The organism is Burkholderia sp. SCN-KJ (genome assembly GCF_024656005.1).
GTDB lineage: Bacteria > Pseudomonadota > Gammaproteobacteria > Burkholderiales > Burkholderiaceae > Burkholderia.
Genome location: NZ_JANKOG010000007.1, coordinates 11,933 through 32,009 on the forward strand (window position 1 = coordinate 11,933; position 20,077 = coordinate 32,009).

Annotated in this window: 18 protein-coding genes and 1 pseudogene; 9 read left to right on the plus strand and 10 right to left on the minus strand. The window is 68.1% G+C overall.

Annotated features, from left to right (window positions below; genetic code table 11):
- Positions 1 to 91 precede the first annotated feature (91 nt).
- Positions 92 to 1,984, plus strand: a complete 1,893-nt coding sequence (locus NQV17_RS13290) for a bifunctional sugar phosphate isomerase/epimerase/4-hydroxyphenylpyruvate dioxygenase family protein (RefSeq protein WP_257772643.1) — start codon at positions 92 to 94, stop codon at positions 1,982 to 1,984.
- A gap of 287 nt (positions 1,985 to 2,271) precedes the next feature.
- The gene (locus tag NQV17_RS13295) at positions 2,272 to 2,535 is read left to right on the plus strand and encodes a hypothetical protein (protein ID WP_257772644.1); all 264 of its coding nucleotides are present in this window, start codon (positions 2,272 to 2,274) and stop codon (positions 2,533 to 2,535) included.
- 62 nt (positions 2,536 to 2,597) lie between these two features.
- Here NQV17_RS13295 and NQV17_RS13300 read toward each other — a convergent pair whose 3' ends face one another.
- Positions 2,598 to 3,392 (minus strand): AraC family transcriptional regulator, encoded by a 795-nt coding sequence (locus tag NQV17_RS13300; protein ID WP_044845733.1) that lies wholly within the window; start codon positions 3,390 to 3,392, stop codon positions 2,598 to 2,600.
- Positions 3,393 to 4,054: 662 nt separating this feature from the next.
- Between NQV17_RS13300 and NQV17_RS13305 the strand changes: the two genes are divergently transcribed.
- Both NQV17_RS13305 and NQV17_RS13310 read left to right on the plus strand, forming a co-directional pair.
- Entirely contained in the window at positions 4,055 to 5,191 is a 1,137-nt protein-coding gene (locus NQV17_RS13305) for a branched-chain amino acid ABC transporter substrate-binding protein (RefSeq protein WP_257772645.1), read from the plus strand.
- A gap of 321 nt (positions 5,192 to 5,512) precedes the next feature.
- Positions 5,513 to 6,823: an MFS transporter gene (locus NQV17_RS13310; RefSeq protein ID WP_257772646.1), complete on the plus strand. Its 1,311-nt coding sequence runs from the start codon at positions 5,513 to 5,515 to the stop codon at positions 6,821 to 6,823.
- Between the two features lie 126 nt (positions 6,824 to 6,949).
- Here the strand turns inward: NQV17_RS13310 and NQV17_RS13315 are convergent, their stop codons facing one another.
- From NQV17_RS13315 to garD, 4 genes are all read right to left on the minus strand, one after another.
- Entirely contained in the window at positions 6,950 to 7,387 is a 438-nt protein-coding gene (locus NQV17_RS13315) for a DoxX family protein (protein ID WP_124497162.1), read from the minus strand.
- A gap of 225 nt (positions 7,388 to 7,612) precedes the next feature.
- Positions 7,613 to 8,068, minus strand: a complete 456-nt coding sequence (locus tag NQV17_RS13320) for an RbsD/FucU family protein (protein ID WP_257772647.1) — start codon at positions 8,066 to 8,068, stop codon at positions 7,613 to 7,615.
- A 79-nt stretch (positions 8,069 to 8,147) separates the two neighbouring features.
- Positions 8,148 to 8,540, minus strand: coding sequence for a nuclear transport factor 2 family protein (locus NQV17_RS13325; protein ID WP_257772648.1), 393 nt, complete (start codon positions 8,538 to 8,540; stop codon positions 8,148 to 8,150).
- A gap of 224 nt (positions 8,541 to 8,764) precedes the next feature.
- Positions 8,765 to 10,318: a galactarate dehydratase gene (garD, locus tag NQV17_RS13330; protein WP_044845739.1), complete on the minus strand. Its 1,554-nt coding sequence runs from the start codon at positions 10,316 to 10,318 to the stop codon at positions 8,765 to 8,767.
- A 232-nt stretch (positions 10,319 to 10,550) separates the two neighbouring features.
- On the opposite strand from garD, the gene kdgD reads away from it, so the two are divergent.
- The gene (gene kdgD, locus NQV17_RS13335) at positions 10,551 to 11,465 is read left to right on the plus strand and encodes a 5-dehydro-4-deoxyglucarate dehydratase (protein WP_257772649.1); all 915 of its coding nucleotides are present in this window, start codon (positions 10,551 to 10,553) and stop codon (positions 11,463 to 11,465) included.
- 117 nt (positions 11,466 to 11,582) lie between these two features.
- Here the strand turns inward: kdgD and NQV17_RS13340 are convergent, their stop codons facing one another.
- Complete coding sequence (locus NQV17_RS13340) at positions 11,583 to 12,137, minus strand: hypothetical protein (protein WP_257772650.1); 555 nt, start codon at positions 12,135 to 12,137, stop codon at positions 11,583 to 11,585.
- A gap of 289 nt (positions 12,138 to 12,426) precedes the next feature.
- Complete coding sequence (locus NQV17_RS13345) at positions 12,427 to 14,004, minus strand: aldehyde dehydrogenase (NADP(+)) (protein ID WP_257772651.1); 1,578 nt, start codon at positions 14,002 to 14,004, stop codon at positions 12,427 to 12,429.
- A 201-nt stretch (positions 14,005 to 14,205) separates the two neighbouring features.
- Between NQV17_RS13345 and NQV17_RS38065 the strand changes: the two are divergent.
- A pseudogene (locus NQV17_RS38065) lies at positions 14,206 to 14,417 on the plus strand (MFS transporter); the annotation flags it as partial.
- A gap of 47 nt (positions 14,418 to 14,464) precedes the next feature.
- On the plus strand, positions 14,465 to 15,313 hold the full coding sequence (locus NQV17_RS13350; protein WP_257772837.1) for a helix-turn-helix domain-containing protein: 849 nt from the start codon (positions 14,465 to 14,467) through the stop codon (positions 15,311 to 15,313).
- A 6-nt stretch (positions 15,314 to 15,319) separates the two neighbouring features.
- Here the strand turns inward: NQV17_RS13350 and NQV17_RS13355 are convergent, their stop codons facing one another.
- On the minus strand, positions 15,320 to 15,946 hold the full coding sequence (locus NQV17_RS13355) for a LysE family translocator (RefSeq protein WP_257772652.1): 627 nt from the start codon (positions 15,944 to 15,946) through the stop codon (positions 15,320 to 15,322).
- A 172-nt stretch (positions 15,947 to 16,118) separates the two neighbouring features.
- Here NQV17_RS13355 and NQV17_RS13360 point away from each other — a divergent pair, with 172 nt between their 5' ends.
- A complete protein-coding gene (locus NQV17_RS13360; RefSeq protein WP_044845745.1) occupies positions 16,119 to 16,583 on the plus strand; it encodes an Lrp/AsnC family transcriptional regulator in 465 nt (154 codons plus the stop codon).
- A 206-nt stretch (positions 16,584 to 16,789) separates the two neighbouring features.
- Positions 16,790 to 17,818 carry a hypothetical protein gene (locus tag NQV17_RS13365; protein WP_257772653.1) on the plus strand — a complete coding sequence of 343 codons (1,029 nt, stop codon included), beginning with the start codon at positions 16,790 to 16,792 and terminating at the stop codon, positions 17,816 to 17,818.
- A 166-nt stretch (positions 17,819 to 17,984) separates the two neighbouring features.
- Here NQV17_RS13365 and NQV17_RS13370 read toward each other — a convergent pair whose 3' ends face one another.
- Together NQV17_RS13370 and NQV17_RS13375 are read right to left on the minus strand one after the other, a co-directional pair.
- Positions 17,985 to 19,196, minus strand: a complete 1,212-nt coding sequence (locus tag NQV17_RS13370; RefSeq protein ID WP_257772654.1) for an acyl-CoA dehydrogenase family protein — start codon at positions 19,194 to 19,196, stop codon at positions 17,985 to 17,987.
- Positions 19,193 to 20,050, minus strand: coding sequence for a hypothetical protein (locus NQV17_RS13375; protein ID WP_124530210.1), 858 nt, complete (start codon positions 20,048 to 20,050; stop codon positions 19,193 to 19,195). Before NQV17_RS13375 ends, NQV17_RS13370 begins: the two co-directional genes overlap by 4 nt.
- Positions 20,051 to 20,077: the final 27 nt, after the last annotated feature.

The following is a 20,077-nucleotide window of genomic DNA, read 5'->3' on the forward strand; positions in this document are numbered from 1 at the left end:
CGGGATATGGCGCTCACCGGTAATTCAACGACTGGTTCATTCCGGCCCGATCCGGCCGACGCCACACCCCGCTCATCCGCAGGATTCGCCCATGCAGCGCTCGATCGCCACCGTGTCACTGTCCGGCACGCTCGCCGAGAAGCTCGCCGCCATCCAGGCCGCCGGCTTCGACGGTGTCGAAATCTTCGAGAACGACCTCGTCTACTTCGACGGATCGCCCGCCGACGTGCGGCGCATGGCTGCCGATCTCGGCCTCGACATCGTGCTGTTCCAGCCGTTTCGCGACTTCGAGGGCGTGAGCCCGGCCCAACTCGCCCGCAATCTCGACCGCATCCGCCGCAAGTTCGACGTGATGCACGCGCTCGGCACCGACCGCATCCTGGTGTGCAGCAGCGTGGCGCCCGACACGATCGCGGACGACGCGCTGCTGGTCGACCAGTTCGGCGCGCTCGCCGAAGCCGCGCGGCAGGCGGGCGTGATCGCCGCGTACGAGGCGCTCGCGTGGGGCCGCGTCGTGAACCGGTACGGCCATGCGTGGCGGCTCGTGAACGCGGTGAACAGCCCGCACCTCGGCCTCGCGCTCGACAGCTTCCATACGCTGTCGCTCGACGATTCGCCGGACGCGATCGCCGACATCCCGGGCGACCGGATCGCGTTCGTGCAGATCGCCGATGCGCCAAAGCTCGCGATGGACGTGCTCGAATGGAGCCGCCATTACCGCTCGTTCCCCGGCCAGGGCGACTTCGACCTCGCGCACTTCACTGCCCGCGTGATCGAGTCCGGTTACAAGGGGCCGCTGTCGCTCGAGATCTTCAACGACGGCTTCCGCGCCGCGCCGACCGCGATCACGGCCGCCGACGGCCACCGCTCGCTGCTCTATCTGGAAGAACTGACGCGCGCGCGACTCGCGCAGGACGGCCGCGCGCCGGCTGCCGACCAGCCGCTGTTCGCGCCGCCGGCACCGCCCGCGCACGTCGGGTTCCAGTTCATCGAATTCGCGGTCGACGCGCAGGCGGCGGCCACCGTCGGCGAATGGCTCGGCCGGATGCGGTTCCGGCTCGCAGGCCACCATCGGTCGAAGGACGTGACGCTGTTCCAGCACGGTGCCGCGTCGATCGTGCTGAACGCCGAGCGCGACTCGTTCGCCGACGCGTTCTTCCAGCAGCACGGGTTGTCGCTGTGTGCGTCGGCGTTCCGCGTCGACGATGCGAAAGTGGCATTCGAGCGCGCGGCCGGCTTCGGCTACGCGCCGTTTTCCGGGCGTGTCGGCCCGAACGAGCGCGTGCTGCCGGGCGTGCAGGCGCCGGACGGCAGCCTCGAATACTTCGTCGACGAGACGCCGAACGCGCCGACGCTGTATGAATCGGATTTCGTGCTGACCGACATCGACGGCCCGAGCGAGGTCGGCCCGCTGACGGGCATCGACCACGTCTGCCTCGCGCTGCCGGCCGACGCACTCGACACGTGGATCCTGTTCTTCAAGACCGCCTTCGGCTTCGAGGCCGAGCGCAGCTGGCTCGTGCCCGATCCGTACGGCCTGATGCGCAGCCGCGCAGTGCGCAGCACGGACGGTTCGGTGCGGATCGCGCTGAATGCGTCGGTCGACCGTCATACGGCCGTCGCCGAATCGCTCGACCGCTATCACGGCACGGGGCTGAACCACGTCGCGTTCCGGACCGACGACATCGTGAAGACGGTCGCCGCGTTCGCGGCCGACGGGGTGCCGTTCCTGCGGATCCCGCCGAACTACTACGACGATCTGGCCGCGCGCTATGCGTTGCCGGACGAGCTGATCGACACGCTGAGCGCCCACCACCTGCTGTACGACCGCGACGAAAACGGCGGTGAATTCCTGCACGCGTATACCGAGCTGGTCGACAACCGCTTCTCGCTCGAAATCGTCGAGCGGCGCGGCGGCTACGACGGCTACGGCGCGGCCAACGCGGCCGTGCGGCTCGCCGCGCAGGCCCAGCGCAGGAAATAACGGAGCAAGGGAATTTCGTTCCGGGGTCGAATCGAATGAGAAAAACACGCCGACCCCGCGACGCGCGCCGCGCCGGCGCACCAACGTGGTGAATCCCGCTGCGGCGCCTCGCCCGGCAAGGCTGGCCGCGGGTGGCCGGAAACCGCCGCCCGGCGGGCGTTAACATCCGGTAACGCACACCGCACCGCAGCATCCGCGCGGCCGCGGCCGTTTTAAGAATCGCTTAAGTCTCCGACGGCACCATCCGCAACCAGTACCCGACGGATATCCCGAAAAGGAGGACAGCGATGAGCGCCGTAGATGCACCCGCGGGCCGCCCGGCCGCCCCCCCAGTGAAAAAGACGATGCTGCGCCGTTTGCTCAGCCATCATGAAATCGCGACGCTGCTCGTGCTGCTGCACGCGCCGATCGGCGCGAACGCCAAACCCGAATTGCCGGCGCTGCAGGAAGCCGGCCTCGTCGAGATGATCAAGCTCGACGCCGACACGGCGCCGAGCTTCCGGCTGACCGAAAACGGCACGGCCGTCCTGAAAGGGCTCGGCTACCGCTGAGCCGCCGCGCGCCGAACCCCGTCTCGCCCCTTCAGATCCGCCGGCCCGGCCGGCGCGTCACTTCACCCGGCCCGGTCCTGCAGCATCAGCCGGTATTCCGTCGGCGTCACGCCGACCGTCGCCTTGAACTGGCGCGTGAACGCGCTGTGATCCGTATACCCGCATAGCGCCGCGACGTCGGTCACCTTGTCGTGCGTGACCAGCAGCGCCGTGGCCGCATCGAGCCGCGTCTTCAGCAGCACCTGGCGCGGCGTCAGGTGAAACACCTTGTGGAAGTAGCGCTCCAGCTGCGCGACCGACATCCCCGCCATCTGCGCGAGCTGCTTCAGGTTCAGCGGCTGCACGTAGTGATCCTGGATGTGCTGCACCACGTCGGCGAGCTTGCTGTAGGCCGGATGCGAGCCCTCGTGCGCCTTCAGGTCGCGCGAGATGCCCGCGAGGCCGACCACCTTGCCGGCCGCGTCGCGCAGCGGCTCCTTGCAGGTCAGGCACCAGCCCGGCTGGCGTCCCGGATACAGATGCAGCTCGAGCTGGTCCATCAGCTGCTGGCCTGCGGTGATCGTCGCCATGTCCTGCTCGAAATAGGTCTTGCCGAAGCGGCGCGGAAACACTTCGTCGGTCGTCTTGCCGAGCAGGTCGCGCTTGTCCTTGTAGCCGCAACGCATCGCCAGCGTGCGGTTGACGAGCGCGTAGCGGCCGTTCGCGTCCTTCACGAAGAACGCGACGTCGGGCAGCGCATCGAACACCGGCTCGAGCAGGCGGAAGTGCGCGAGCATCGCGCCGAGATCGGCGTTGTCGGGCTGGTAGCGCAACGTATCGGACAGGCTCATGGGCGGTGCGGCAAGCAAGGTCGTCATCCCGGCATCTGCGAAGGGGGTGGCTGATGGCGTCGATTATAGGAGCGCCGTCTCGAACGCGTCGCGGCGATCGCGGGCCAGCGATCGGGCGGCCCGGCGAATGGCGGCAAGCGCAACGCGCCGCCGATCGGCACTGATCGGGCGACCGCGTGGGCCGGCAAGCACGCCACGCGCCGTGCGGTTGTGCGCGCAACCACTGCGCCGCACGCATGTCCGGCCGGCACGATTTCGCATCGGCACGTTGCCTGGCGTCGCGCACGGCCGGCGCTGCCGACGCGATCGGCTCACCCCGCCCGCACCGAGACTCCGCGCGCCCGAACCCGCCATCCTAAAAATGCCGGCGTGTCGCGTCTTGGCGCGTTTGCGCACTGGGCATGACGATTTCAGCATATATCAGGGTTATCGACGATATGCCGAAATCGTCGCCGGCTGCGCTCCGAACGCGCAAGACGCGCGCATTTTCGCTACCTAGACTTCGATCCACGGTTACGAGACGACATCCCGCCGTCGCCGCGCACGCCGATTCCGGCACAACCCGCGCAGCGCATGGCACACCCCGCACGGCTTTCGGAAACGCCTGCAACCCGATACGTCTCGCCCGGTTTACCGCGCCGGCCGGCTGGCCGGCGGCGGCCCAACCATGCCATCAAGGGGAAGTGAAAGTGAAGCTGAAGGTATCGCACGTCGCGCTGGCTGCTGCCTGCGCACTGTCGGGCGCACACGCCATCGCCGCCGACGTCGTCAAGATCGGTTTCGCCGCACCGCTGACGGGGCCGCAGTCGAACTACGGCTCGGACATGCAGAAGGGCGTGCAACTCGCGATCGCCGATTTCAACGCGACGAATCCGACGATCGGCGGCAAGCCGGTCACGTTCCAGCTCGACTCGCAGGACGACCAGGCCGACCCGCGCACCGGCACGACGGTCGCGCAGCGGCTGATCGACGACAACGTCCGCGGGGTCATCGGCCACTTCAACTCGGGCACGAGCATTCCGGCGTCCGACCTGTACGATCGCGCGGGGCTGCCGCAGATCTCGATGGCGACGTCGCCGCAATACACGGCGCGCGGCTACAAGACGACCTACCGGCTGCTGACGAGCGACGCGCAGGCCGGCCGCATCGTCGGCACGTATGCGGTGAAGACGCTGCGCTTCAAGCGCATCGCGATCATCGACGACCGCACGGCCTACGGCCAGGGCATCGCCGACGAATTCGCGAAGGCCGTGCAGGCCGCGGGCGGCACGATCGTCAAGCGCGACTTCACGAACGACAAGGCGCTCGACTTCTCCGCAATCCTGACCAACCTGAAGGGCATCAACCCGGACGCGATCTTCTACGGCGGCGGCGATGCGCAGTCGTCGCCGATGATCCGCAAGATGCGCCAGCTCGGGATGAAGTCCGCCTTCGTGACCGGCGAGATGTCGCGCTCGCCGACGTTCCTGAAGGTCGGCGGCGACGCGGCCGAAGGCGCGATCGTCTACATGGGCGGGCTGCCGAAGGAAAAGATGCCGGGCTTCGCCGGCTACGCATCGCGCTACAAGGCACGCTTCAACGAAGACGTGATCACCTATTCGCCCTATTCGTACGACGGCACGATTGCGCTGCTCACCGCGATGAAGGACGCGAACTCGACCGACCCGAAGGTCTATACGCCGTATCTCGGCAAGGTGTCGATCAAGGGCGTGTCGGCCCCGAGCATCGCGTACGACGCAAAGGGCGACCTGAAGGATGCGCCGGTGACGATCTACAAGGTCGAGCACGGCGCGTTCAAGCCGGTCGACACGATCGCCGGCAACTGATCGCGCAGACCCCGTCACACGCGGCGCGGCAAGCGGTTCTCCCGCCTGCCGCGCCGCGTGCGTTTCGGGCTCGACGAAGTTCGAAGCATGCCTCGGCGCGGCCCCGCGCGCGCGCATTTCGCGCTCCTGTAGAATCCCCCCACCCGCTTTGACGCTTCGTCTGCGTCGTGCCCCATCCCGGTGCGACGCTGCGTGTCACATGCCCCATCCGGCACTCGACGCACGCTCGACGACGCAGGCCGCGCCTTGCCAGTCCATGCCGATAGCGGGTTCTGGAGACGCAGCACCGACAACTACATTCGAAAACCGATCGTCCTGACCATGCAAGCTTCCGAATTGAGCGGCGTGCCTCGCGCCGCCGAACGCGCGCTCACGCGCAGCGACTACAAGACCCTTGGCCTTGCCGCACTCGGCGGCGCCCTCGAGTTCTACGACTTCATCATCTTCGTGTTCTTCGCACCCGCGATCGGGCAGCTGTTCTTCCCGCACGACATTCCCGACTGGCTGCGCCAGTTGCAGACGTTCGGCATCTTCGCGGCCGGCTATCTCGCGCGCCCGCTCGGCGGCGTGATCATGGCGCACTTCGGCGACCTGTTCGGCCGCAAGCGGATGTTTACGCTGAGCGTGCTGATGATGTCGGTGCCGACGCTGCTGATGGGCCTGCTGCCGACCTACGACTCGATCGGCATCCTCGCGCCGGTGTTGCTGCTGCTGTTCCGCGTGCTGCAGGGCGCGGCGGTCGGCGGCGAAGTGCCGGGCGCATGGGTGTTCGTGTCGGAACACGTGCCGTCGCGCCACATCGGCTATGCGTGCGGCACGCTGACCGCGGGCCTCACGGCCGGCATCCTGCTCGGCTCGCTGGTCGCCGCGGGCATCAACAGCCGTTACTCGGGCGCCGAAGTCACCGCGTTCGCGTGGCGCATTCCGTTCCTGCTCGGCGGCGTGTTCGGCCTGTTCTCCGTGTACCTGCGCCGCTGGCTGCACGAGACGCCGGTGTTCGCCGAGATGAAGGCGAAGAAGGCGCTCGCGGCCGAGATTCCACTGAAGGCCGTGCTGCGCGACCACGGCCGCGCGGTGATCGTGTCGATGCTGCTCACGTGGATGCTGTCGGCGGCGATCGTCGTCGTGATCCTGATGACGCCCGCGCTGCTGCAGAAGCAGTTTCACCTGACGCCCGCGACCACGCTGTTCGCGAACAGCGTCGCGACGCTGTGTCTTACCGCCGGCTGCATCACCGCCGGCTCGCTCGCGGGCTGGATCGGCGCGAAGCGCGTGCTCGGCATTGGCGGCCTCGTGCTGGCCGCGTGCTATTACCTGCTGTTCGCGCAGGTCGCGGCCGACGCGTCGACGCTGCCGCTGTACTACGGGATCGCCGGCTTCATGGTCGGCACGATCGGCGCGGTGCCGTTCGTGATGGTCAAGAGCTTCCCGCCCGTCGTGCGCTTCTCGGGCATCTCGTTCTCGTACAACGTCGCGTATGCGATCTTCGGCGGCCTCACGCCGGTGATCGTGTCGCTGATGATGAAGTCGAATCCGCTCGCGCCGGTCGTGTACGTCGCGGCGATCTGCGTGCTCGGCGCGATCGCCGTGCAGTTCTCGAAGGATGCGAAGGACCTGAAGGACACGCGCTGAACGTCGGCGCGCACGCGCCGGCCGGATGAACAAAGGGCCGAATCCCGCGGCGTGCGGGATTCGGCCCTTTTGTTTGGCTTCAACGCGGCGACGTGCGCGCGTCGCGCCGTTCAACCGGGGTTCAATTCAGCGCAGCGCGCCGTACGACGAACTCGGCCGGCGCAACGCGTCGATGCTTGCGCCGCCGGCGCCGGTCACGAAGAGCAGCAGGAAACCGCCGGCGATCGCGACGTTCTTCCAGAAGTGGATCACCATGTCGTGCTGGACCGCGGCGTCCGTCGCGTCCCAGAAATTGTGTCCGACCATCGCGGTCGCGATCGTATAGAACGCCATCAGCAACGCGAGCGGCTTCACCTTGTAGCCAACGATCAGCAGCAGGCCGCCGAGCGCTTCGATCGTGACGACGACCGGCCCCATCACCTGCGGATAGGGCACGTTCAGCCCGTGCAGATAGCCGATGAAATCGCTGTAGCCGAGCAGCTTCATCACGCCGCCCCACAAGAACAACGCCGCCAGCGCCAGGCGCGCGAAAAAAATGACGCCGGAATCGACGGAACGCGTCATGCCTCTCTCCTCGTATGCAATTCGGCCGTCCGCACGGGGCGTGCCCGTGCGGTTCGGGGTCGCGCAGCCCTGCCGGGCCGGCGGCAAATGGGCCAGCATAGAGGGTCTTTCCGCAGTGTCCAAGAAAAAGGTTGTAGCAAATCTTTACACTGCGGCGGTCGTGCAGGCGCGGCGGCACCGCGAAACACGGCGTTCGGCCTTGGCGGACAAATAACGGAACAGGCCCTAACCGGCGTCGCTCAACAGCACGCCTTTCTTGAAGATGAAACAGCCGTAGCCGCGCGTCTCGCCGGTGACGATCACCGCATACGCCTGCTGCGCGCGCTCGTAGAACGCGAAACGGTCGACGCCCGTGAGCGGCACCGCGCGCCCTTCCGCGCGATCGATCTCGGCCTGCACTTCGCGCTGCACGGGCGGCACCGCGGCCGGATCGCCGACCACCTCCATGCGCCACGCGGGCGTTTCGACGAACGTGTCGAGCGGCAGCACCGACAGCACCGCGCGCGCGACGCGCGCCGAGTCGGCGCCGTCGATGCGCAGCGCGCGGCCGACCACCGTGTGCCCGGCGACGGATTCCGCCGGAAAATTCGCATCGCAGATCACCACTTCATCGCCGTGGCCCATCGCGCGCAGCGCGTGCAGGATGTCGGCGTGCAACAGCGGATCGAGATTCTTCAACATGTGGGAAAGGCTCCGGGATCGGGAACGAATTGCATAACGTTACCCGATCCCGGCCGGCACCGGGCATGCGTCGCTCGCATCACGACGCCGCGGCCGGCATTTCGTCGATGAAACCCGTGACCGACTTCAGGCGGCCCGACGCATCGACGGTGCCGAAGTCCGAACCCTTCACGACCGCCGCGCCGTCGGGCGACACGAGCGCCCACGAGAAGCGCAGGTGCTCGCCGAACCCGTCGACGTCGGTCGTGCGGCGAAAGCGATACGCGGGGAAACGCTCCTGCACCGCGGCGATCATCGTGTCGATGCCCGCATGGCCGTCGCCGGCCATCAGCGGATCGCGATAGGCCGCATCGCTCGCGTAGGTCGCATCGATCAGCGCGCGCCGGCGTGCGACGTCGGGCTCGTTCCAGGCATCGAAATAGCGGTCGATCAGGTCGGCGTGAGCCGACCGGGCGGATTGGGCGGTGTTCATGGCGAGGCTCCTTGTGTCGATGGGGGGACGATGTCGCAAACGTTTCGTGTTCGCGTGCCGCCATCGTCGCCGGCCTCGCGTGGACGGTCGATTACGTGCGAGGTAAGGAATTCGTGCCGGCCGCGGAAAACACGCATGCGCCGAACCGCGAACCCGCCGCCGCCATCAAAAACGGGCGCCCGAAGGCGCCCGCATCGCATCGTCTGCCGCCGTCGCGGCGCGCGTCAGGTCACCGGCGCCGGATTGAACAGCGTCAGCGCATTCGCGAGCTTCCATTGCTCGGCCCACGTGCGGCGCTTGCCGCTCGCGACGTCGAGCATCAGCCGGAACAGTTCCCAGCCCACGTCCTCGATCGATGCCGCGCCGGTCGCGATCTGCCCCGCGTCGAGATCCATCAGGTCGTGCCAGCGGCGCGCGAGATCGCTGCGCGTCGCGACCTTGATCACCGGCACCTGCGCGAGGCCGTACGGCGTGCCGCGCCCCGTCGTGAAAACGTGCAGGTTCATCCCCGCCGCGAGCTGCAGCGTGCCGCAGATGAAATCGCTCGCGGGCGTCGCCGCGTACAGCAGCCCCTTCTGCCGCGCCCGGTCGCCGGGACGCACGACGCCCGCGATCGGCGCGCTGCCCGACTTCACGATCGAGCCCATCGCCTTCTCGACGATGTTCGACAGGCCGCCCTTCTTGTTGCCGGGCGTCGTGTTCGCGCTGCGGTCGACGCGGCCGCGCTGCAGGTAGCGGTCGTACCAGTCCATCTCGCGGATGATCTCGCGGGCGACGTCCTCGTTCGCCGCGCGCGACGTGAGCTGCGCGACGCCGTCGCGCACTTCGGTCACCTCCGAGAACATGATCGTGGCGCCCGCCCGCACGAGCAGGTCGGCCGCGAAACCGACCGCCGGGTTCGCGGTGAGCCCCGAGAACGCGTCGCTGCCGCCGCACTGCACGCCGACGACGAGATCCGACGCCGGGCAGGTTTCGCGACGGCGGCGGTTCAGCCGCTCGAGATGCGATTCGGCCATCTTCATGATCGAGTCGATCATCGAGTTGAAGCCGACGTGCGCGGCGTCCTGCAGGCACACGACGCCGCCGTTGTCCGGCGCGCCGTCGGCCGCCACCGGAATCGAGCCCGGCGGCAGCAGGCGCTCGGGCTGCAGCTTCTCGCAGCCGAGGCTCACCGTCATCACCTCGCCGCCGAAGTTCGGATTCAGGCTGATGTTGCGCAGCGTGCGGATCGGGATGTCGGCATCGGGCGCGTCGATCGCGACGCCGCAGCCGTACGTGTGCTCGAGCCCGACCACGTCGTCGACGTTCGGGTAACGCGGCAGCAGTTCGTCCTTGATCCGCTTCACCGCATGCTCGACGACGCCCGACACGCACTGCACGGTCGTCGTGATCGCGAGGATGTTGCGCGTGCCGACCGAGCCGTCGGCATTGCGGAAGCCCTCGAACGTATAGCCTTCGAGCGGCGCCAGCGGCGGCGCGGCCCGCGTGGCGAGCGGCAGGTCGTCGAGCCCCGGCGGCTCGGGCATGCGCATCGTGCGCTCGTTGACCCAGCTGCCGCGGCGCAGCTCCGCGAGCGCGTAGCCGATCACGACGTTGTAGCGGACGATCGGGTCGCCCGCCGCGAGGTCGACCAGCGCGACCTTGTGCCCTTGCGGCACGCCTTCGCGCAGCGTCAGGCCGTCGGCGAACGTCGCGCCCTCGGGCAGGCCGCCGTCGTTGACGACGATCGCGACGTTGTCGTCCGGATGCACGCGGATATAAAGCGGGGAAGCAGTCATCGGAATTCCTGGGGGCTACCGGTCAAATCGTTAGTCATCATATGACATTCGGCACCGAGCCGCGATGCTGCGTAAACCCTTATCCGGAAAGACCCTATCTCTCGCCGGCCGGCAAACCGCTTGCGCCGCGCTTTTCCGCGTTGTACGATGACATACAACGACATCGCCAATATGGCCCGGATGCCGTACCCGACGAACCCATCAGCACTCGCGCTGGACGGACGACCCAACCATGACTTCACCGCAAGAACTCAAACAGATCATTTCCCACGGCCTGCTGTCGTTTCCGCTGACGGATTTCGACGCGGACGGCAACTTCCGCCCGGCCACCTATGCCGAGCGTCTGGAATGGCTGGCGCCGTATGGCGCGACCGCGCTGTTCGCGGCCGGCGGCACCGGTGAATTCTTCTCGCTCACGCAGCGCGAGTATTCGGACGTGATCCGCGTCGCGACGGAAACCTGCAAGGGCAAGGTGCCGATCCTGGCCGGCGCCGGCGGCGCGACGCGCGTCGCGATCGAATACGCGCAGGAAGCCGAGCGCCTCGGCGCGAGCGGCGTGCTGCTGATGCCGCACTACCTGACCGAAGCCAGCCAGGAAGGCATCGCCGAGCACGTCGAGCAGGTGTGCCGCGCGCTGAAGATCGGCGTCGTGGTGTACAACCGCGCGAATTCGAAGCTGAATGCCGACATGCTCGAGCGCCTCGCCGATCGTTGCCCGAACCTGATCGGCTTCAAGGACGGCGTCGGCGAAATCGAGAGCATGGTCACGATCCGCCGCCGCCTCGGCGACCGCTTCGCGTACCTCGGCGGCCTGCCGACGGCCGAAGTCTACGCGGCCGCGTACAAGGCGCTCGGCGTGCCGGTGTACTCGTCGGCCGTGTTCAACTTCATCCCGAAGACGGCGATGGCATTCTACGAAGCGATCGCGAAGGACGACCACGCAACGGTCGGCCGCCTGCTCGACGAGTTCTTCCTGCCGTACCTGAAGATCCGCAACCGTCGCGCGGGCTACGCGGTCAGCATCGTGAAGGCGGGCGCGAAGCTCGTCGGCCACGACGCCGGCCCGGTGCGCGCGCCGCTCGTCGACCTCACCGACGCCGAAATGGCCGAACTGGACGCGCTGATCAAGAAGATGGGGGCGCAGTAAGCGGCGGGCCGACCAACGGCACGCGATCCAGTGCGTGCCGGCCCGCGCGGGACCGGCGGTTCCGCCCGGCGCCCCCTTTCGACGGCCGCCCCGTGCTTCGCGGGCCGGCCGTTTTCATTACATCTTTGCGATGGTTCCGACGATCCGGTAGCGCAGGCTGCCGAGCCTGAGACGGGTCGCGGCGATATCGGTGCCGGCCGCCGACCGCCGGAAGCGCGTGTTCGGATCGTCGGCGAGAATCTGATCCAGCACGTCGGGATCCACGACCGCATCGAAAAACCGGCCGAGCGTGAGCGTCGCATACTGTTTCGCGGTCGCGAGCTGGCTGTTGGCCTGCATCAGCGCCTCGGTGCGCAGGCCCGGATCGCGTTCGTCGATGCTGCGGCGATGCTTCAGCGCAAACACCAGCGCCTCCATGTCCAGCCGGAACCGCTTGACGGCCTGGCCGAACCTGAGCGAATGCGGATCGGAGCCGGTGACGGGCCGCCCCTGATTGATCGTCACGTCGAATTCACTGCCGCCCAGGTCGCGCTGCAATTCGAACAGCGCATTGGCGAGTACGCGCCCTTCGCTGGTCTCGCCGATCTGGGTGCGCACCGATTTCGCGACGTCGCCGATCGCTTTCCACAATCCGGCCGCGAACAGGTGGTCGCCACGCTTGCTGATATTCATCGGAGGGCTCCTTGTTGGTTTTTGTCGGTCTCTCAGGCTCGCCTGCGGACCGGCGGGTCCGAGGCCTCGCTAATGTAGGAGAAATTCCGGCGGCGTGGAAGCCGCCATCCATCTCGTCAAGGCGGCGCATCATGAGAAGCATCATTCGATGCCCCCCACTCTCTAATCGAGCAAAACCGGCCCTCCATCAAAAAGGCGGCGGGGTACCCGTGGGCACCGTGCGCCGCCTTGTTTCAACCTTGCCGGAACGCGTCCCTCCCGGGACGCGGCCTTCAGTCGTCCTGCGCCTTCACTCCGCCTTCCCGTCCCGCAGCCGCGGAATGTCGAGCGGATTGCGTTCCTGCAGCCCTTCGGGCAGCAGGTCGTCCGGGAAGTCCTGATAGCACACGGGCCGCAGGAAACGGTCGATCGCGGTCGCGCCGACCGACGTGACGGCCGGGTTCGACGTCGCCGGGAACGGCCCGCCGTGCACCATCGCATCGCACACCTCGACGCCGGTCGGGTAGCCGTTGACGAGCAGGCGCCCGGCCTTGCGTTCGAGGATCGGCAGCAGGCGGCGCGCGAGCGGCTTGTCGTCGGCGTCCATCTGCAGCGTGGCCGTCAGCTGGCCCTCCAGCGCGTCGAGCACGCGCGCGACTTCGTCGAGATCGCGGCAGCGCACGATCAGCGACGCCGGCCCGAACACCTCGTGGCCGAACGCCGGCTCGGCCAGGAACGCCTGCGCGGCGACTTCGTACAGCGCGCCGCCTGCCTGGCATTCGGTCTGCGCCGCCTCGCCCGCGCCGATTTCGCGCACGCCCGGCAGTTCGGCCAGTTTGCCACGGCCGTTGCGATACGCGTCGGCGATGCCGCGCGTCAGCATCACGCCGGCCGGCTTCTTCGCGAGCGCCTGCGCGGCGACGGACTCGAAGCGATCGAGATCGGGGCCGTCGACCGCCAGCACGAGACCCGGGTTCGTACAGAACTGGCCGGTGCCGAGCGTCAGCGAATCGACGAAGCCGGTCGCGATCGCATCGCCGCGCGCGGCCAGCGCGGCCGGAAACAGCACGACCGGGTTGATGCTGCTCATTTCCGCATAGACGGGAATCGGTTGCGGGCGCGCGTTCGCGAGCTGCACGAGCGCCATGCCGCCCTGCCGCGACCCGGTGAAGCCGACGGCCTGGATCGCCGGATGGCTGACGAGCGCCGCGCCGATCACGCGGCCGGGGCCGATCAGCAGCGAAAACACACCGGCCGGCATCCCGCATTTCGCGACCGCCGCGCGGATCGCGCGGCCGACCAGCTCGGACGTGCCGAGGTGCGCCTCATGGGCCTTCACGATCACCGGGCAGCCGGCCGCGAGTGCCGACGCGGTATCGCCGCCGGCCACCGAGAACGCGAGCGGGAAGTTGCTCGCGCCGAACACGGCGACGGGCCCGAGCCCGACCTTCTGCAACCGCAGGTCCGAGCGCGGCAGCGGCGTGCGCGCGGGCTGCGCGGGGTCGATCGACGCGGCGAGGAAGCGCCCGTCGCGCACGACGCGCGCGAACAGCCGGAGCTGGCCGACGGTGCGGCCGCGCTCGCCCTGCAGCCGCGCGACGGGCAGGCCCGTTTCGGCGTGCGCGCGTTCAATCAGCGCGTCGCCGAGCGCGACGATTTCGTCGGCGATCGCCTCGAGAAACGCCGCGCGGGCCGCGAGCGGCTGCGTGCGATACGCGGCGAAGGCGTCGCGCGCGAGTTCGCACGCGCGCTCGACATCGGCCTGCGTCGCGACGCCGAAGGCCGGCGCATCGATCGGCGCGCCCTTCGTCGGGTCGAACGCGCGCAGGGTACCGGCCGAGCCGGCCACCGCGTCGGCGCCGATCAGCATCTCTCCAGTCAGTTGCATGGGTGTGCTCCGTGGTTCGGGAATGGTTCGCTCATTGTAGCCCAACAGATATGATGTCTGCTGACGACATGGCCATATTCCCGTCGCTCCACAGTTACTCGACCGCAGGCCACAACCCCTTACCCATTCGGCACAAGCAGGAAATTCTTGCCTCTCCCGCGGCCGTCCGAAGGGAAAGCCCGAGGTGTCCGCACGCCCTCGTTGCAGGTAAGTTTTGGCCCATGTCATACGACGACATATATTAAGCACGCAATCGGCGCACCTCTAGAGATCTTCCGATCAAACTCGCCGGCAGCGCGCGCCGCACCGCCGTGCACTGCTGGATCCTGGCGCGGCTGTTCGTCGTCACGACGCTCGACGGTGCGGACCGCGCGATACCGTCGATCACCGGCACACCGATCCGGAATGCTTACCTCGCAGGTAATGCCCGGCACGCGCGCGAATGCCTATCATCTTCGTCATGAACTCGACCGCCACCCTCCAATCCCTGCCCCCGTCCGCCGGCCGCGCGTCCGGCATCGGCTCGCTGCTGCGCACCTGGCGTCAACGCCGCCGCCTGAGCCAGATGGCGCTCGCGCTGGAGGCCGAGGTGTCCGCGCGGCACCTGAGCTTCGTCGAATCGGGGCGTGCGCAGCCGAGCCGGGAGATGGTGCTGCATCTCGCCGAGCGCCTCGACGTGCCGCTGCGCGAGCGCAATGCGCTGCTCGTCGCGGCCGGCTATGCGCCGCTGTTTCGCGAGCGGCCGTTCTCCGATCCGCAGCTCGATGCGGCGCGCCAGGCGGTCGAAGCCGTGCTGCGCGGCCACGAGCCCTACCCGGCACTCGCCGTGGATCGCCACTGGACGCTGCTCGCCGCGAACCGGATGCTCGGTGCGCTGGTCGCGCAGGCCGATCCGGCGCTCCTGCGGCCGCCCGTCAACGTGCTGCGGCTGAGCCTGCATCCGGACGGCCTCGCGCCGCAGATCGTCAACTGGCACGAATGGCGCGCGCATATCCTGCACCGGCTGCAACGGCAGATCGACGCGAGCGGCGACCGCACGCTGCATGCGCTGCGCGACGAACTCGCGACCTATCCGGCACCGGCCGGCCAGCCCGCCGACACGCAGGCACGCGCCGACTACGCGGACATCGCGGTGCCGCTGCGGCTGCGCACGGCAGCCGGCGAACTGACGTTCTTCAGCACGACGACGGTGTTCGGCACGCCGGTCGACGTCACGCTGTCGGAGCTCGCGATCGAGGCGTTTTTCCCGGCGAATCCGGAGACGGCGGACGCGATGCGCGCGCTGGCGGACGCGTTGCCGGCGCAGTGAGTATCGTCAGCGGCGCTCGAACGCCAGCTTCACGCCCAGCCCGAGCAGGACCGCGCCGCTCACCCGGTGCATGCGGGTCAGGATGCGCGGATTGCGCCGGATCGACGTCGACAGCAGGCCGGCGAACAGCGCGACCGGCCCCTTGACGAGAAACGTCAGGCCGGCAAACGTCGCGCCGAGCACGAACAGCGACAGCATCGGATGCGCGGCGCCCGCCGGGACGAACTGCGGCAGGAATGCGAGATAGAACAGCGCGACCTTCGGATTCGACACGTTGGACAGCGCGCCTTGCGCGAACGTGCGCAACCCGGACGCCGGCGCGTCGCGACCGCTCGCGAGCGTCAGCTCGCCCGACGACCGCAGCAGCGTGATGCCGAGGTACAGCAGATACAGCGCGCCGATCATCTTCAATGCAGTGAACAGCCATTCGGACGCCTGAAGAAGCGCACCCAGCCCGAGCGTCGCGAGCATCGTATGCACGAGCAGCCCGACGCTGACGCCCGCCGCGGTCACGAGGCCCGCCCGCGTGCCGCCGGATAGCGTGCGCGACATCACGAGCACCATGTCCTGGCCCGGCGTCAGAATGATCAGAAGGGAAGTGGCCATGAACGGCAACCAGGCTACGTGCGGCATCGGAACTCCTGAAAGCGGCGCCGGGCGGGACGGGCGGGAATCGCACGCGTCCGATCAGCCGGGCAGTCATCGGATTATCGGCAACTTGCCGTGGAGAATGGCTGCGAAGTCGGCTACTTTCAAGGCATGATTTGGCGTTATTCTCCAAAATCGACTTCATCGGTAGTCAAAAATGCCAATCAAGCTGGATGCCATCGACCGGCGCATTCTGCGCGCGCTGCAACGGAACTCGAACCAGACGAACGCCGAACTCGCGCAGCAGGCCGGCCTCTCGCCCACGCCCTGCCTGCGCCGCGTTCACCTGCTGGAGGAACAGGGCGTGATCGACGCGTACGTCGCCCTGCTGAACCCGGCGGCCGTCGAGCTGCGGTTCACGGCCTTCGTGCGCGTCACGCTGGAACGCCAGGACAAGACGACCGTCGAGCGCTTCGCGCGCGAGATGGAGCAGGCGCCGGAAGTGCTCGAATGCCATCTGATGGCCGGCAGCTACGACTATCTGCTGCGCGTCATCGCGAAGGATCTCGACGACTATCAGCGCTTTCAGATGGAGACGCTCACGCAGATCGAAGGCGTACGCAACGTCGAAACCGAGATTCCGCTGAAGCGCATCAAGCAGACGGTGCGTCTGCCGATCTAGGCAGGCGGAAAGACAACGGCGTGCGCACCGCTGTCATCGGATCAGGCGCCAGAACACTACAATGACGTCCGTTCGTACAAGATCCTGAAATGTCGTTCGCCACCCGGGCCACGCCGGCGGCGGCACCCTTCACTTGACGATGCCGGCACGCCCCGGTCTACCGCGGCCATTCCAACAATGATTCCGCTCGGTCGTTCGCCTGTCTCATGATTCCCGCTCCGCTTTTCTCCGGCACCTTCTTCATCGTTCTCGGCATTTCGTTTCTGGCGGCCGTCTCAGTCGTGCTCTGGATCGTTGCGCTGGTGCTGTTTCCGCCTGTACGGCGATCGTTTCGTGCATATCGGCGACGCTCCACCGCCATCTTCGCCGCCCTGTGCGTGACGAGCAGCTTCGTCGTCGCGATGGTGGCGATCGGGCTGCAGGCCGAGGCGAACATCAGAAAGGAAGAGGCCGCGAAGCATCCCGCGCTCGTGAAGAGCGAGCGTCTGCTGGGCATCGACATGCCGCCCGGCACGCGGCTGTCGCTCTCGACTGCCGGCGACATGAACTCGATCGAGAAAGTCGAGTTTCCGCACGCGGTCGATGTCTACGGCATTGCGGCCGTCGCGCTGACGGTCGGGACGGAATTCGACGATGAAGCGCCGCGCAACGGCCGGGACCTCGCCACCCTCACCGCACTGACGCTCACCACCGCCGGGCCCCAGACGATCGATGGATGGACCTGTGGTTCGAAAGCACCGCTGGAGATCGTGCTGCGCAACGATGCGCGGACCAGGACACTCTGGTCATGCCATCTGGCCGACGGCAATCGCGTGGCCGGCGGTGCCGTACCCGCCGGGTCGCGAGTCATGAGAAGCACCACCACCTATGGGGACGGCATGCGCGACAACGACTATTGGGAGATCAGGGTCGCGGAAGACGACGTGTTCGAATTGTCATCGCTACCGCTGCGTCACCCCGAACTGCGACTCGATCGGGAACGCACCGTTCTCGCGTTCGACTACGCGACGCTGGCGCGTGCGGCGAGCGTCGGTAACCTCACCTATCCGGCCGGCACCGAAGTCACGTTCGGGGTGCGCGGGCTGCGCGAAGACTACCCCGGTGCGTGGCGCTTCAGGACAGTCGGGCGCCAGCACGCGGTCGACAAGAACACGGGACCGATCGCCGATGGTGCGTCGGTCGTACAGGCGCCTTCGGGAAAGGTTTACGCGATCTTCCCGGGTCGTACCGACTGAATGCGCTGCGCCATCACCGGCTGGCGGCCGGGTGCGAGCGCAGCGGAATGGTGATTGCACGGTTCGCGCAGAAATGCCGAAGTCCCGCACGGACGCGGGCGCGGGCGTCGGCTATCGCCGGCAAGCCACACCGAGCGGCATGGCGTCGCCGGACGGTTTGCCGACGCTACGTATAAAGCGACGCCTGCGGCAATTCCCCCGTCAGCGCGAACCGGCCGACGTCGCGCAGCCGATAGTCGAGCGGATCGTGCAGCGTATGCGTACGCGCGTTGCGCCAGAAGCGGTCGAGGCCGAGCGACGCGGCCGTCGCACGTGCGCCGCACGTGTCGAACAGCGCCTCGCCGTTCTCGAGCGCCGCGCGCTGCGCGACGATCTTCGCGTCCGACACGGCGAGCGCCACGTCGGCCCGTTCGTCGGCGCTCAGCGCTTCGCGCCGCGACCATGCGCGCTGCAACGCGACGGCCGCGCGGTCGGCGAGCGCCGCCGCCGCGACCGCCTGCACGCGCATGTCGCCGAAGCGCTGCAGCGTATAGGGATCGTCGCTCGCCTGCGCGACACCCGCGTTGATCCACGGCCGGCCGTGCTTCAGCACGTAGTCGCGCGCCTCGGCCAGCGCGCCTTCCGCGAGCCCGACGAACAGGTTCGTCAGCACGAGTTGCGACACCAGCGTGCGCAGCGTCGCGCGCGGCGTCGGCGGCGTCTCGGAGCGGTGCAGCACCTCGTCCGGCGCGAGCGTCACGCCGTCGAAGCGCACGCTGCCGCTGTCGGTCTGGCGCTGGCCGATCGGATCCCAGTCCTCGTTGACCGTGATCCCGTCACGATCGGTCGGCACCACGCCGAACACGGCGCGGCCCGTTTCCGGATCGTGCGCGGACACGGTCATCCGCTGCGAGCCGCGCGTGCCCGAACAGAAGCCCTTCACGCCGTCGAGCCGGTAGCCGCCGTCCGGCGTCGCGGTCGCCGCGAGCCGCGTGTCGAGCGGGTTGACCGCATTGCCCCACCACCAGCGATGCTCGACCGTGCCGCGCAGATAGCGTTCGCGCTGCGCCGCGCTGCCCCACACGTCGACGCTCACCACCTGCAGGATCTGGAACCCGACCAGATGCGCGAGCGCGCTGTCGACGCGCGCGATCCGCCGGATCGTGTCGTAGATCGCCGGCCACTCGGCTTCCTGTCCGCCGAATTCGCGCGGCACCGCGAGCGTCAGCAGGCCCGCGTCGGCGAGCCGCTGCTTCTCGTCGGCCGCGTGACCGCCCGCGCGGTCGCGCTCGGCAGCCGTCGCACGCAGCGCGTCGATCGCACGCGCCAGCGCATCGGCGTCGAGCGCGCGTGCGTCGGTTTCCGGCGCCAGCGTCGCCGGGCCGCGGGGATCGTTCATGCGACGGCTTCCTGTGCAACGGTTTCGTGCGCAACGATTTCGCCCGACAACGGCACCAGCGCGCCGAGCCGGCGGCCGGTCAGCCGCGACAGGATCTCGCGCCGCCAGTCGTCGTAGATCGCGCGGTATTCGGCGATATCCGCACCGAACACGTGCGCGGTGTGCGCGTATTCGTCATGCAGATAACCGTCGAGCCGCGCCTGGGTTTCCTCGTCGGCCGCGATCACGCGGTCGACCAGCGCGTCGCGCTCGGCGGGCGGCAGCGCGTTCAACGTGTCGAACCACCACTGGACGATCTGCACGCGATGCCACTCCTCGTCCGGGCGGATCCGGTTCTCGCCGTGCTCGCGCATCGCGCCGTCGGCGATGCGGCCGGTCTTGCGCTGGATCCACAGCTTCGCGAGGATGTGCAGCTCGTAATGCCATTCGAACGCGAGAAAGCCCGCGACGTCGCGCACCGCGATGTCGCCGATGCGTTCCCAGTGCGCGGCGACGAGCCGCTCGACCTCCGGCAGCGGATCGCGGCCCGTCAGTTCGGTCACGCGCTCGCGCCCGATCACCGCGTGCGCGCCGTCGTCGCCGAGCTGGCGCGACAGGATCAACTGGAAATGCGGGTCATCGCGAAACAGCGTGTCGATCGCCTTCGCGACGACCTGCACGATGAACAGGTCGTGCGACGCCATCTTCGTGTAGTAGTCGGCGACGGCGGCGAGCTCGTCCGCGCCGTGCGGCTCGCGCGGCGGCGTCGCCAGTTTGTCAGGGAAGCCGGGGCGATGGCGTCGTGCGACGTCCAGAAACAGGGCTTCCTCGAATTGTCCGTTCCATTCGCGCGGCGCGCCGATGGGCAAGGTCATGGGTATCGTTCTCTCAGGGTCTTCAAT

Excerpts from the sequence above, each read along its gene's own strand:
- NQV17_RS13290 (WP_257772643.1), top strand. The coding sequence starts at position 92 with ATGCAGCGCTCGATCGCCACCGTGTCACTGTCCGGCACGCTCGCCGAG.
- NQV17_RS13295 (WP_257772644.1), top strand. The coding sequence starts at position 2,272 with ATGAGCGCCGTAGATGCACCCGCGGGCCGCCCGGCCGCCCCCCCAGTG.
- NQV17_RS13300 (WP_044845733.1), bottom strand. The coding sequence starts at position 3,392 with ATGACGACCTTGCTTGCCGCACCGCCCATGAGCCTGTCCGATACGTTG.
- NQV17_RS13310 (WP_257772646.1), top strand. The coding sequence starts at position 5,513 with ATGCAAGCTTCCGAATTGAGCGGCGTGCCTCGCGCCGCCGAACGCGCG.
- NQV17_RS13315 (WP_124497162.1), bottom strand. The coding sequence starts at position 7,387 with ATGACGCGTTCCGTCGATTCCGGCGTCATTTTTTTCGCGCGCCTGGCG.
- NQV17_RS13320 (WP_257772647.1), bottom strand. The coding sequence starts at position 8,068 with ATGTTGAAGAATCTCGATCCGCTGTTGCACGCCGACATCCTGCACGCG.
- NQV17_RS13325 (WP_257772648.1), bottom strand. The coding sequence starts at position 8,540 with ATGAACACCGCCCAATCCGCCCGGTCGGCTCACGCCGACCTGATCGAC.
- garD (WP_044845739.1), bottom strand. The coding sequence starts at position 10,318 with ATGACTGCTTCCCCGCTTTATATCCGCGTGCATCCGGACGACAACGTC.
- kdgD (WP_257772649.1), top strand. The coding sequence starts at position 10,551 with ATGACTTCACCGCAAGAACTCAAACAGATCATTTCCCACGGCCTGCTG.
- NQV17_RS13340 (WP_257772650.1), bottom strand. The coding sequence starts at position 12,137 with ATGAATATCAGCAAGCGTGGCGACCACCTGTTCGCGGCCGGATTGTGG.
- NQV17_RS13345 (WP_257772651.1), bottom strand. The coding sequence starts at position 14,004 with ATGCAACTGACTGGAGAGATGCTGATCGGCGCCGACGCGGTGGCCGGC.
- NQV17_RS13350 (WP_257772837.1), top strand. The coding sequence starts at position 14,465 with ATGAACTCGACCGCCACCCTCCAATCCCTGCCCCCGTCCGCCGGCCGC.
- NQV17_RS13355 (WP_257772652.1), bottom strand. The coding sequence starts at position 15,946 with ATGCCGCACGTAGCCTGGTTGCCGTTCATGGCCACTTCCCTTCTGATC.
- NQV17_RS13360 (WP_044845745.1), top strand. The coding sequence starts at position 16,119 with ATGCCAATCAAGCTGGATGCCATCGACCGGCGCATTCTGCGCGCGCTG.
- NQV17_RS13365 (WP_257772653.1), top strand. The coding sequence starts at position 16,790 with ATGATTCCCGCTCCGCTTTTCTCCGGCACCTTCTTCATCGTTCTCGGC.
- NQV17_RS13370 (WP_257772654.1), bottom strand. The coding sequence starts at position 19,196 with ATGAACGATCCCCGCGGCCCGGCGACGCTGGCGCCGGAAACCGACGCA.
- NQV17_RS13375 (WP_124530210.1), bottom strand. The coding sequence starts at position 20,050 with ATGACCTTGCCCATCGGCGCGCCGCGCGAATGGAACGGACAATTCGAG.